The sequence below is a fragment of the Candidatus Cardinium hertigii genome (assembly GCF_003788695.1).
This window is the reverse complement of the sequence record NZ_RARA01000022.1, coordinates 32,100-44,306: the sequence shown is the minus strand read 5'-3', so window position 1 is coordinate 44,306 and position 12,207 is coordinate 32,100. Positions and strand designations below refer to the sequence as shown.

Sequence of the window (12,207 nt, the reverse complement as noted above, 5' to 3'; positions counted from 1 at the left end):
ATGGGAAAGTGGAGTATTGATGAATAAGTTTAATTGTCTATTGCAACGGCCTCATATTGATAATTAGCTTTGATATGCATACTTTCCAATAATAGATCCAGTAAAGAGGTGTGTTGCCTGGTTATACATATTTTATGATTAAAACATTTTTTAGTTTCAAGGGCGGTAATAATAGGGGCGAGCTTTATAGCTTCAGGTCTGGTTCCTATTACGATCATTATGGTTTTCATTTCGGAAATAGGCCAGCAAAATCAAGAAAAATCTTTTTTTGCAACAAATGGGTGGGGATATCTAAAAATATATCATGCGTAACTAAAAGCACGATCATATCTACTGCTATTAGAAGATCATTGATGGGTTCTATACCGTTAACATAGGAATAAATAGCCACAATATAAAATACTATACAGTCCCTGCCAGATACATCTAGTGGGATAAAGCACAGCCAGCTTTTCAANAATTATATTGGTGATTTGATCAAAAAAGATATGTTTACATTTACGTTTACTTGCTGAAATATCTGCTAAACTTAATTGACCACTTGATTGGATTGCCATAACTATACAATTAATAATAATTCTAAAAAAATAAACACCGAAAACTCATGTTAAGTTAACTATTTTTTCAATGAGGGGAAAGTGGATTATTTATGATTAAATTTAATTGTCTATTGCAACGGCCTCAAAGAGTTTCTGAAAGCTTTTAGTTGAGCACTTCCCAATCAGCACTTGATGCATTTTTTGACGCATCACACCAAACAAAACTGAAAAATTCAAACGATACTCATTTATTTGCTCTGGTTTCCAAGGACCTTGAGCATCACACATATGCAGTGCCAATAAATTACACATTACTAAATGAGCCCAAAATTCCTGTAATACAGCTTCTAAATATATACCAGAAAAATTCTCTAGTGCTGCACTTATCTTTAATCGTTTATAACACTCTTCTATATGCCACCTCAAAGCATAAACTTTACTAATGCTTTCCAGCGTAAATTGTGCTCTGTCAAAAAGTGAAGTAACCAAAACTTCTCTTTTGCCATTGGATAACATAAACGCTACGACTCTTACTTTCTGGCTGATAGTTTTATCCTTATTTTCTAGAACTAGATCAAAATCTGATTCGCCCGATACAACCCGTTCCCATAGCTTAGTATAATTTTTTCCTTGTACACGAAAAATAAAATCTGTTTGACATGCATAATGTTGTTTGATAAACTTTACTGAAGTATAACCACGATCATAGATACATAATAATTTATCNNNGCCAGCTTTTCAAAGACGAAGGAACGGTTGCTGAACGGATACTAAACATTTGTATTTCGAGACCTTTGCAATAGAAAATTTAAAATATACATAGAAGCAGTACGCGACTTCTTATTTAACAGATAATGGTATCCAATTTACCAACAAATCAAAAGATAAGTATGCCGGTATGCATATTTTTGATCGTGTTTGTTATGAACAAGCTATTGAACATAGACTAACAAAAATTAGCCATCCATGGACGAATGGACAAGTAGAACGTATGAATCGTACTATTAAAGAGGCAACTGTAAAACGCTATTATTATGAAAATCACGAGCAATTTAAACAACATTTATATGATTTTGTTAACGCATACAATTTTGCTAAAAAGCTTAAAACACTTAAAGGCTTAACCCCTTACGAATTTATTATGAAAAAATGGGAAAAGGAATCTGATAAATTTATTACTAAACCAAACCACTACAATATGGGACTAAACAATTCACATAGTGAACAGTTGTAGTTACCAAAATTGCTTAGTATAACTAAGGCTTATACCAAAAAGTTCAATCTTTTCACCTATATTTTCTATCGGTTGTTGGTAAAGCTTGAAACTCATATTGTGCGCTTTTGAAATTTGATAAGAAATTTCCCAATCATTGAACAGATTAGAATATCTGCCAAATGCACTTGAAAGTTTAAGGTGGTTTGATAAAAATAGATAACTAACTTTAATTTTTGTTTTTTGCAATGGATGTGTTTCTTCATTTTTTTTCCATGCATTAATATCTAAATCAGTTTCTATCTCTATGTTTGTCCAATTTTGTATTTGCTGAGCAATTAAATCATTTATACTAGCGCTTAGGGCGTCCCAGCCGTTTATGTTTTTAACGTCATACACTTTTTTAGCTATCAATAGGCTTAAAATTTGTTTGTTAAGATAATTTTTATCTAATAATGCCTGCGAATAACATTCTTCTAATTTTGTATTGATCTGAGCATTTACGCTTTTTAATGGAAATCTAATCCCATAGATAATAGAAGGGTTGACTAATTTGCCATAGGCAGAAAGGGAAATTTCTACTTGAACGGATTCCTTATCATTCCTTTCCTCGGAAGGGTCTGCTATAAATGCCATCTGTTTGTAAGTTGCTTTAATATCCACAATGCCTTCTTGCGGGTAACCATTAAAGGTTACTTGACTATTGGGTGTAATAGTAAATGTTTTTTGAATTAAATTATAAACTGAAACAGTACAAGTACCACTTTTGAAGCGGTAATTACCCAGTAGATAAGGCTTGCGATTGGTACCTATTTCTAATTGAATATTTCCTTCCCCCGTGCCTTGTATCATATCGTTACTATTGTAAGAGCCAAATAATACCTTAGTCTTTACATTCGGTAGTATGGTTAAACCCAGTATCAATTTTACAGCTGCTTTATCTTGATATGGATCTTTTATAGATAACTGATTGGATGGCTTATGCTCCTTGTTATATATAAACCGTACCAGTTGGGTTGTGTTTTCTATGTTTTCTTTATCATGTGTAATAATGGTAAAAGTACCTTTATGGGTTTTCGCATGCATATGAATGATTACATCCTTAATAGGTCCTTGTATTTGTACCGTTCCAGAGGCATATATATTTCCATAAAAATCAATATTATCTGATTGGCTGGTATTGAGCAGATGCAGCTGTTCTACTTTGCCCGAAAGCATCAAAGGGAATCCATTTTGTATGCCAATAGTTCCAGATAAATGGGCATGGCCTTTTTGAGCATCTTGCAAATAGAGTTGGTTAATATATAATACGTTCTGGTTGGCTTTTATCTCTCCAGTGACTTGGTACAGGGTATTTAGGTAGTTAATTTTAAGTTGTCCTTTGTCTATGGTGGCTTTACCATTTAGCTTCGGTTCATTTAGACTACCTGTTACTTGAAAATTTCCATTTATTTCCCCCTTGATTTCTGAGCATACAGATGTAACCAAGGGATTGAGTAGGTAAAGATCCATTTTGTTGAATCCAACGGAAATATTTAGGTTATCTTGTTGTTTTTCCGGGTAATAATAACCATGCACTTGTAATAGTTGCTGTCCTGCTTTTTGTAGCATGCCCCCTAGGGTTAGTTTATTTTCCGATGAATCCCAATCTACCTTTGTAGTAAAAGAACCTATCGGATGATTTTTAATGGTGCATTCTTTTAGGCTTAATGTACCTGTTGTAATAAAATGACCTTTTCGAAGATAAGCCAGTAGTTGCGCATCCATAGTTCCAGCCCCTTGCACTGCTTCTAAAAAATGGTCTACCGTAAGATTGCGTATAGTACAATGCAAGGGATTGTCTGTAGATTCAGAAAGTTTACCCCCAATAAAGAGCCCTTCATTTCCAGATGCTATAGATAAATTTCCAATGTCTATTGCTGTTTTAGAAATAACGCTGGTTTGTTCCGTTTGTATAGTCCATATTTTACCGTGAGTCTTTAAGCAGGAAGGCAGCAGATCAATGTATATGGCGTCTTGCATAAGCGTTCCAGAGCATTTTAAAGATAGTGTACTATGATGCGGTTGGCAAGATAATGTATTTGACATAGTAAATGTATTTTTGTCTATTAGCAGCTGGAGAGCTAGATGATCTGTTTGTATTTTTTTATTCCAGTTTAGCTTTTCTGAGGAGAAATTCAACCGAACAAGTCGCTTGATATGATTGGTTAAATGGTTAATCGTTAAATGTATTTTTGTCTTTTCTAAACTCAGCTGTTTAAAACAGATAGTTGATGCCGTAGGCAGCTCTAAGGAAAAATAATACGCATGATCGTAGCGCAGTTGACCCAAAAAAGTGGTCTCAGGAGATATATATAAATCAGTATAAAACCAATTTAATAGAGCGGATACCTTTTTACAGTTGATGGTGTAATGTATACTAAACTTAGTGGGTATAGTTGCCTGGTCTGCTCGATTGGTGAGGTCTGCTACATCTCTAATGGACATTAAATGCTTTATATGACTGCCTAGTCCCTCAGGGGTAAATACCCCTTTTAGCCTACAGTCCATAAATGGAGAGGTTAGGGTTAATATATTTTCCTCTCCATTTTGCGCTGAACCTATGGTTATTTGTTTCAAAATTATTTTTTTTTCCAATGCCTGAATGTTGCATTGGTTAAAAATGAGCGTTCCTTGCGGAAAATTGCTTAGAATATTATGGAGCGAGCCTCCCCTCTAGCCTCCCCTCTAGCCTCCCCTCTAGCCTCCCCTCTAGCCTCCCCTCTAGCTTCAGCTTCTATCGCTCTAGCTTCAGCTTCTATCGCTCTGGCTTCGGCTGCTATCATTTCTTGTTTGAATTGTTTATTCTTATAATCTTCAACAGCCCTATTGTCCATGACACGCTTTATCTCCTGATCATAAGTCAACAGCTCCAATTCTGTCCAGTTATACTGATTAAGTTCCTCATAAGCGCGCTCTATTACTGCATCAGAACCTATCATTTTCCGTAAATCAGCTTCACTGGTTTCATCTGCATGCTTAAAGAAATAACACCATTTTTCAACTAAGTTGGTAAGTAAACTTATATCCGTAATTTTAAACTTAGGCAATTCTATAAACGTAAAAGAAAAATCTTTTAAATCATGTGCATAGCTATATCGATCTAAAATAATATGATCTGATTTGTAAAAAACCTTATCTTTAAATATAATATTATCGATAATAGCTATAAATATTACTGCTTTTAGATCAACATACCTCGCGCCTTCTTCCTTGCCTTTATTTAGCTGACGGGAATACGCTTTAGCTGCATAATACTGGGCACGCTTCTCAAAACCCTCTTGGGGGGATACCTGCATCTCTACTATGATCTGTGTGCCATCTTCGTTTTTACACAAAACATCTACTATACTTTGTTTTTTAGAGGCAATCTCTGGGTCTTGAATGGTAGATAGAAAAGTTACTTCTTTGATGATATCTGTTCCTTTTAACTCCAATATATCATTAATAAAATGGATAAGAATATCCTTATTCTTTTCACTACCAAATATTCTACGAAATGCAATATCGTTTTTAGGATCTAAAAATTTTGAAATAGGCATAATAGTTACATTAACAATGTTAGATTACATGCATACTTAACATAAATCTAAATGAATTTAATATTTCTGAATGAGTTAACCAAGTGAAACTATCACGCATCACATGGGTTGTACCAAACCTTATGCTGAACAAAAAATAACACTAGAAAAATAGAAAAATTATACGCTCGATCTGTTGCAACGGCCTCTATAATATATAATATAATATAAAACGCACGTAAGATTAGGAAATAATCGTAAAAAAGGCTAACATGCTTTACGTATTCTTAACTTATTCCCTTAACTTATTCCCTTATATTATTGCATTCAATCTTTTTTGTATTTTCTGTGTTGCATAAAAAGCTTTTTTTACTGGATGGCCTATCGCTCATTTATAGAGCCCATTTTGCCTTTGATAAAGCAGCCATTACGACCGCCCATGGCGTTAAAACAGGAGCTATACTAGGTTTCGTACAAACATTGGTAGCCGTTCTTCAAAAAGAAGTACCCACCCATCTAGTAGTTGCTTTTGATTCAAAAGAAAAAAATTTCCGGCATGCACTATTTCCAGCTTATAAATCGCACCGGCAAACCCAACCAGAAGATATCTCCATAGCCATTTCCTATATCAAAAATATCCTGGATGCGTTTGGTATTGCAGTGGTGGAATGCATCGGATACGAAGCAGATGATCTACTGGGTACATTGGCAAAAAAAGCGGCATCTATAGGATTTACCAGCTATATTATGTCTACAGACAAAGACTTAGCTCAAATAGTGCAGGATAATATCTACCTCTATAAACCTGGTAGCAACGGCCAAAAAGAGATCGTACTAGGTAAAAAGGAAATTTTAGCGCAATGGCATATCACTAGACCAGAGCAAGTATGCGATATTTTAGCCCTACAAGGAGATGCCAGTGACTTTATTCCTGGTATTCCCTCTATTGGAAAAAAAACAGCTCAAAAGCTTATACAAACATTTGACAATCTAGAAAATCTATTGAAAAATAGCCATCAGCTAACGGGCAAATTGAAAGAAAAGGTTATACAATACGCTAGCCAAGGTATACTGTCTAAACAACTCGCTACCATTTGTACAGATGTACCGATAACGCTAGACCTAGAAAAGTGTAGCTACCACGGTCCCAATAGGGAAAAATTAGAGCCTTTATTAACTACACTGGAATTTAGGCAATTAAAAAAAAGGTTACTGGGACTAACAACAGATCTACCTATCCAAAAGCCCCCAGTTAACCATTTATTATAGCCAATGGGAATAATACATATAGCCTGCAAAACAAAGTCAAAAATATTCGTTCACTTGCGTGGCAGAAATGTTTTTAATATTAATTACTAAATCACTTATTACTTTTTTTAGTAAATTGCAAATATTACAGGTCTGTCACAGACACTTATATGGTTACTTTTAAAGTATATATGTGAATGATAACGTAAGTATACATGTGAATGGATAGTGTAAATTTTATATCATTGTACCGAAACGGTACCATTGGAATGGTATATTGGCTTATGTAAACGATCAATAATCCATACCTTATAAAACAAAATTTTCAATTATGTTGCTAACACAGAACAATTTTTTACAGCGTTTCTTATCTGGTCTCTTTTTTACGCCTGTTGTTATTTTTGCCATTTTTTGGTCACCATGGACCTATTTTTTCCTATTTTTTTATGTAATGGGGCTTTCTATGTTAGAATTTTACAAACTTATTAAGCAAGCTCATGTAGCTCCTATGCGTATATATGGCATTGGGCTCGGTCTATTGTGCTATACGATAACCTTTACCTATTATTTGCAGCATGATTTTTCTTCAATAATAGGCTATTGTGCTATGCCACTCATCGCCTTAATCTATATAGCCGCTCTCTATAGCCGCAAGCCTACAAATCCTTTCTTAGATATAGCAGCTACTTTTTTGGGTATTGTTTATATTGCGTTGCCCTGTAGTATATTGCATGGCTTAGCTTTTTTTAATGGAAGTTACTCATACCAATTAATATTAGGATTACTTCTGATTGTTTGGAGCCAGGATGTGGGAGCCTATCTAGTAGGATCAACGATCGGAAAAATTAAACTTTTCGAACGTATCTCTCCCCAAAAAACATGGGAAGGTGTAGGGGGCGGGGCTTTATTTGCCATAGTGGTTAGCTATATGGTTGCATATTTTCTTACTATTATACCGCTATGGCAATGGCTCTCGATCGCGGTAATCACCATTTTTACAGGCAGCTATGGAGACTTAGTGGCCTCGCTGCTCAAAAGAAGTGTGGATGCTAAAAATTCTAGTGAAATGATTCCAGGACATGGCGGAATTTTGGATAAAATTGATAGCCTGCTGCTAACCATTCCTGCCGTAGTAACATTTTTGAAAATCAGTAAATTATGTGGATAAACGCAACACTTTCTATTATAGATTTTAATTCTTTATAATTAATGAAAATACATAAAGAAGGCAAAGGAATTTTACTATGGACGCCTGTTGTGCTATTACTTATTTATTATAGTATTCATACCAAAGCGGCATTCAGTTACTACCAATCTATAGGCGTCGCCGTAGTGAGTGCTGCCTTTTATTTTTGGCTAATCTATTTTTTTAGGGACCCCTATCGTATTATTCATCTAAAAGATCAATATATATTGGGACCAGCAGATGGTAAGGTACTTAGCATTCAGACCATATATGAAGGGGAATACCTACGAGAGGATCGGTTGAAAATCAGCATATTTATGTCTCCCTTTAACGTACATGTCAATCGATTCCCTATGTCAGGAAAGATTGTTTTTTTTAAATATCACCCCGGAAAGCATTTAGTTGCCTTCCATCCAAAAGCCAGTACGCATAATGAAAGAACTACTGTTGTAATTGAAAATGACGAGGGACAACAAATTCTTTTTAAACAAATAGCGGGTTTTATAGCACGTCGCATTAAGTTTTATTTTAAAGAAGGGGATGAAGTTCAACAGGGTGAAAAATGTGGTTTTATTAAATTCGGCTCAAGGATGGAAGTCTATGTACCCTTAGATGCGGATATTAAAGTAGCGGTGGGGGATAAAGTAAAAGGAGGTATTACGGTTTTAGCCAAAATATAGCTTGTATGCGTAGCTCCGTAACGGTTCGCTTTGCCCCTAGCCCAACAGGTGCCTTGCATATGGGTAGTATAAGAACCGCTCTCTATAATTATCTTTTGGCAAAAAAAGAGGGAGGACTATTTATATTGCGTATCGAAGATACCGACCAAAAACGGTTTGTCCCTAGTGCAGAACAATATATTTTAGAAAGTTTGCGTTGGCTAGGCATTTTCCCAGATGAAAGTCCAACGCAAGGAAATGGATTTAGCTCTTATAAACAGTCTGAACGCATGGATATCTATANNCGAAGCCATGCGTGAACGTCTTAAGGCGGCAAAAATAGTTAGCCCCCAATATAATGCCGTAAGTCGCGCAGGTATGAAAAATGGGCTGACGATGCCTGTAGAGCAGGTACAAGAATGGATAAGGACAGGTAAACCCTATGTTGTTCGTCTAAAAATGCCACATAAAACAGAGATCCGTTTCCACGACGTGATTCGTGGTTGGGTAAAAGTAAATACTTCCGTTTTGGATGATAAAGTGTTGATGAAATCTGATGGCCTCCCTACCTACCATTTTGCCAATGTAGTAGACGACTATCTAATGAAGATCACCCATGTAATCCGTGGAGAAGAATGGCTACCCTCCACTCCCATGCATGTACTACTATACCGCTACTTAGGTTGGACGGACTATATGCCCCAATTTATACATCTACCGCTATTATTAGCCCCAAATGGAAAAGGGAAATTAAGTAAACGTCATGCCCATGAATATGGGTTTCCTGCATTCCCTATTGCTTGGCATGCTCCAGATCTTACCGTTAGCAACGGATTTAGAGAACAAGGATATCTGCCGGAAGCATTATTAAACTTCCTTGCTTTGTTGGGATGGAATCCAGGCACAAACCAAGAAATATTTACTAAAGAAGAATTGATAGCAGCTTTTTCGCTAGAACGACTAGGGAAATCTGCTGCTGTGTTTGATATAGCTAAAGCCAACTGGTTTAACCAGCAACATATTAAAAAGCTAACGAAAACTGTTTGGGCCAGCTATTTTATAGCAGAAGCTGCCAAAGATCATATACAGTGTAGCGAAAAAGAGGCAATGGCCATTTGTACGCTTGTAAAAGACAGTATTACTTTTCCACAAGATTTCTGGGCAGAAGGTAGTTATTTCTTATGTGATCCGATTGGCTATAACTCAGATTTTTTACAAAAAAAGTGGAACCCACACAGCAAATCGGTAATGCTTTGCTTCACAAATAGCCTTCTTGCCCTAACCGAATGGAATCAGCATAACCTTAAACAGCTGCTTCAAGAAGCGGTATACACGCACCATAGCACAATGGGTAGCATAATGCCACTATTGCGCATTGTGCTTACAGGGCGCACGACTGGGCCAGATCTTATGGAAATTATAGTATTATTGGGTAAGGATACTACCCATAAAAGACTCACTACTTTTTTAGAAAAAGTGAAAACATAACCCCATGTGCATTTGCATAGTAGCCTATCTGCTTTCTGCTTTACCCCTGCGTTTATTATATCTTATTTCAGACCTATTGTTTATAGTTATTTACTACTTAGTAGGTTATAGGAAAAAAATAGTAGCGCAAAACTTACAAAATGCCTTTGCTACGAAAACAGCTCAAGAACACAAGCAAATAGCAAAGGCTTTTTACCAATATCTATGTGATCTATTTGTAGAACATATCAAAGCTTTAACCATAACTCCACAGGAACTCTTGCAACACGTTACCGTTAGCAATAGGGAAATATTAGAAAATAAACAAGGAAAATCCATTCTACTCGTTTCTGGCCATTTTGGCAATTGGGAATGGATCGCCCATGCACTTGCGCTACAAACATTTTATACGATATGTGCAGGCTATCAGCCATTGCATCATAAAGGCATAGACCAGCTAGTAATGCGTTTAAGAACACGTTTTCAACGAAAAGCAATACAAAATATTGCCTTATTAAAGTATATGCTAACGTATCAAGGACCTCCCCAGGCCATAGCATGGCTAATAGACCAAGCACCCCTGCGCAAAGAACATGGCTATTGGACTACTTTTTTAGCCCAGCCGACGGCTGTTTCCCTAACGATTGCTAGGCTAGCACAAAAGTGTAACCTACCTATTTTTTATGTGCAAATACATCAAATGCAACGAGGGCAATACCAAGCAAAACTCATTTTACTTACAAAAGATCCGGCTAGCCTATCTGTAGAAGAAATTGCAGAACTATATACCAGAAGATTAGAAAAGGATATTTTAGAAAATCCAGCTCTTTGGCTTTGGTCCCATAGAAGATGGAAATAGGATTCTTTATTACTTTTTTATCAAGCAAAAAAGTAATATAAAAATATTGTAAGTATCCGTTCACTCAATGGCGTCAACTTAAGGGAATTCATGATTAGCAGACCCTCCTAAAGACATGATGCCGTTTAGGTTTATCCACCTTGTCACGACTATATAATCGTCCGGGTCGAATTTTTACTTTAGCTCGTATGCACACTCTATCAAAGAGTTTCTGAAAGCTTTTAGTTGAGCACTTCCCAATCAGCACTTGATGCATTTTTTGACGCATCACACCAAACAAAACTGAAAAATTCAAACGATACTCATATTTGCTCTGGTTTCCAAGGACCTTGAGTATCACACATATGCAGTGCCAATAAATTACACATTACTAAATGAGCCCAAAATTCCTGTAATACAGCTTCTAAATATATACCAGAAAAATTCTCTAGTTCTGCACTTATCTTTAATCGTTTATAACACTCTTCTATATGCCACCTCAAAGCATAAACTTTANTTTTTTCCCTTTAGGACATCTAGGAGTAGGTGTAATAGAGGCATCGATAATTGCACCATGTTGCACTAATACACCATGATTAGATAGTTGATTATTAATGTTTTTCAATAACCTCTCTAGTGCCTTCTTCTTTGTAAGGACAGTCCTAAATCTGCTTAATACACTATGGTCGGGAACCGAACTGTCCATCGAAATACCACAAAATCTGCTAAAAGTTATACGATCGTTTACTTCTTCTTCTACTTGATAGTCACTCAGTCCATACCATGTCTGAAGTAAGAGCATTTTAAATAAAAGTAGGGGACTATAGGCGGGTTTGCCTGATAAACGTAAGCTTTTAGGATAATAAAGGCGAAGTTCTTTTTCAACCGATAACCAATCAATTATATTGGTTATTTGATCAAAAAAGATATGTTTACATTTACGTTTACTTGCTGAAATATCTGCTAAACTTAATTGACCACTTGATTGGATTGCCATAACTATACATTAGTAATAATTCTAAAAAATTAAACCTTAAAAACTTAAGTTAAGTTAACGATTTTCTGAATAATGGGAAAGTGGAGTATTGATGAATAAGTTTAATTGTCTATTGCAACGGCCTCATATTGATAATTAGCTTTGATATGCATACTTTCCAATAATAGATCCAGTAAAGAGGTGTGTTGCCTGGTTATACATATTTTATGATTAAAACATTTTTTAGTTTCAAGGGCGGTAATAATAGGGGCGAGCTTTATAGCTTCAGGTCTGGTTCCTATTACGATCATTATGGTTTTCATTTCGGAAATAGGCCAGCAAAATCAAGAAAAATCTTTTTTTGCAACAAATGGGTGGGGATATCTAAAAATATATCATGCGTAACTAAAAGCACGATCATATCTACTGCTATTAGAAGATCATTGATGGGTTCTATACCGTTAACATAGGAATAAATAGCCACAATATAAAATACTATACAGTCCCTGCCAGATACATCT

Annotated in this window: 10 protein-coding genes and 5 pseudogenes; 7 read left to right on the top strand and 8 right to left on the bottom strand. The window is 35.7% G+C overall.

Features of this window, described 5'->3' with window-relative positions; translation table 11 throughout:
- Positions 1–29: 29 nt before the first annotated feature.
- The 3 genes and pseudogenes from EDM02_RS01985 to EDM02_RS01980 form a co-directional block, all read right to left on the bottom strand.
- A complete protein-coding gene (locus EDM02_RS01985) occupies positions 30–230 on the bottom strand; it encodes a hypothetical protein (protein WP_123662649.1) in 201 nt (66 codons plus the stop codon).
- A gap of 201 nt (positions 231–431) precedes the next feature.
- Positions 432–557 (bottom strand): annotated as a pseudogene (locus EDM02_RS06130) (IS5-like element ISCca3 family transposase); the annotation flags it as partial.
- A 111-nt stretch (positions 558–668) separates the two neighbouring features.
- Positions 669–1,265, bottom strand: a pseudogene (locus tag EDM02_RS01980) (transposase); the annotation flags it as partial.
- A 118-nt stretch (positions 1,266–1,383) separates the two neighbouring features.
- On the opposite strand from EDM02_RS01980, the pseudogene EDM02_RS01975 reads away from it, so the two are divergent.
- A pseudogene (locus EDM02_RS01975) lies at positions 1,384–1,773 on the top strand (integrase core domain-containing protein); the annotation flags it as partial.
- Here EDM02_RS01975 and EDM02_RS01970 read toward each other — a convergent pair.
- Entirely contained in the window at positions 1,774–4,371 is a 2,598-nt protein-coding gene (locus EDM02_RS01970; protein ID WP_123662659.1) for a translocation/assembly module TamB domain-containing protein, read from the bottom strand.
- Positions 4,372–4,439: 68 nt separating this feature from the next.
- Positions 4,440–5,333 carry an Rpn family recombination-promoting nuclease/putative transposase gene (locus EDM02_RS01965; protein WP_221179590.1) on the bottom strand — a complete coding sequence of 298 codons (894 nt, stop codon included), beginning with the start codon at positions 5,331–5,333 and terminating at the stop codon, positions 4,440–4,442.
- A gap of 327 nt (positions 5,334–5,660) precedes the next feature.
- Between EDM02_RS01965 and EDM02_RS01960 the strand changes: the two genes are divergently transcribed.
- The 6 genes from EDM02_RS01960 to EDM02_RS01940 all read left to right on the top strand — a co-directional run bounded on the left by EDM02_RS01960 (position 5,661) and on the right by EDM02_RS01940 (position 10,731).
- A complete protein-coding gene (locus EDM02_RS01960) occupies positions 5,661–6,581 on the top strand; it encodes a 5'-3' exonuclease (protein ID WP_123662657.1) in 921 nt (306 codons plus the stop codon).
- Positions 6,582–6,891: 310 nt separating this feature from the next.
- The gene (locus EDM02_RS01955; RefSeq protein ID WP_123662655.1) at positions 6,892–7,728 is read left to right on the top strand and encodes a phosphatidate cytidylyltransferase; all 837 of its coding nucleotides are present in this window, start codon (positions 6,892–6,894) and stop codon (positions 7,726–7,728) included.
- A 41-nt stretch (positions 7,729–7,769) separates the two neighbouring features.
- Complete coding sequence (locus EDM02_RS01950) at positions 7,770–8,426, top strand: phosphatidylserine decarboxylase family protein (RefSeq protein ID WP_123662653.1); 657 nt, start codon at positions 7,770–7,772, stop codon at positions 8,424–8,426.
- 5 nt (positions 8,427–8,431) lie between these two features.
- Positions 8,432–8,725 (top strand): glutamate--tRNA ligase family protein, encoded by a 294-nt coding sequence (locus EDM02_RS06085; protein WP_317614975.1) that lies wholly within the window; start codon positions 8,432–8,434, stop codon positions 8,723–8,725.
- Positions 8,718–9,893, top strand: coding sequence for a glutamate--tRNA ligase (gltX, locus tag EDM02_RS01945; RefSeq protein WP_317614974.1), 1,176 nt, complete (start codon positions 8,718–8,720; stop codon positions 9,891–9,893). Before EDM02_RS06085 ends, gltX begins: the two co-directional genes overlap by 8 nt.
- Positions 9,894–9,897: 4 nt before the next feature.
- Positions 9,898–10,731, top strand: coding sequence for a lysophospholipid acyltransferase family protein (locus EDM02_RS01940; RefSeq protein ID WP_123662651.1), 834 nt, complete (start codon positions 9,898–9,900; stop codon positions 10,729–10,731).
- A 94-nt stretch (positions 10,732–10,825) separates the two neighbouring features.
- On the opposite strand, the pseudogene EDM02_RS01935 reads toward EDM02_RS01940, so the two are convergent.
- From EDM02_RS01935 to EDM02_RS01925, 3 genes and pseudogenes are all read right to left on the bottom strand, one after another.
- A pseudogene (locus EDM02_RS01935) lies at positions 10,826–11,225 on the bottom strand (IS4-like element ISWosp8 family transposase); the annotation flags it as partial.
- 2 nt (positions 11,226–11,227) lie between these two features.
- A pseudogene (locus tag EDM02_RS01930) lies at positions 11,228–11,707 on the bottom strand (transposase); the annotation flags it as partial.
- A gap of 101 nt (positions 11,708–11,808) precedes the next feature.
- Entirely contained in the window at positions 11,809–12,009 is a 201-nt protein-coding gene (locus EDM02_RS01925; RefSeq protein ID WP_123662649.1) for a hypothetical protein, read from the bottom strand.
- Positions 12,010–12,207 lie beyond the last annotated feature (198 nt).

Coding starts and splice junctions, on each gene's coding strand:
- EDM02_RS01965 (WP_221179590.1), bottom strand. CDS start 5,333: ATGCCTATTTCAAAATTTTTAGATCCTAAAAACGATATTGCATTTCGT.
- EDM02_RS01940 (WP_123662651.1), top strand. CDS start 9,898: ATGTGCATTTGCATAGTAGCCTATCTGCTTTCTGCTTTACCCCTGCGT.
- EDM02_RS01985 (WP_123662649.1), bottom strand. CDS start 230: ATGAAAACCATAATGATCGTAATAGGAACCAGACCTGAAGCTATAAAG.
- EDM02_RS01955 (WP_123662655.1), top strand. CDS start 6,892: ATGTTGCTAACACAGAACAATTTTTTACAGCGTTTCTTATCTGGTCTC.
- EDM02_RS01925 (WP_123662649.1), bottom strand. CDS start 12,009: ATGAAAACCATAATGATCGTAATAGGAACCAGACCTGAAGCTATAAAG.
- EDM02_RS01950 (WP_123662653.1), top strand. CDS start 7,770: ATGAAAATACATAAAGAAGGCAAAGGAATTTTACTATGGACGCCTGTT.
- gltX (WP_317614974.1), top strand. CDS start 8,718: ATGCGTGAACGTCTTAAGGCGGCAAAAATAGTTAGCCCCCAATATAAT.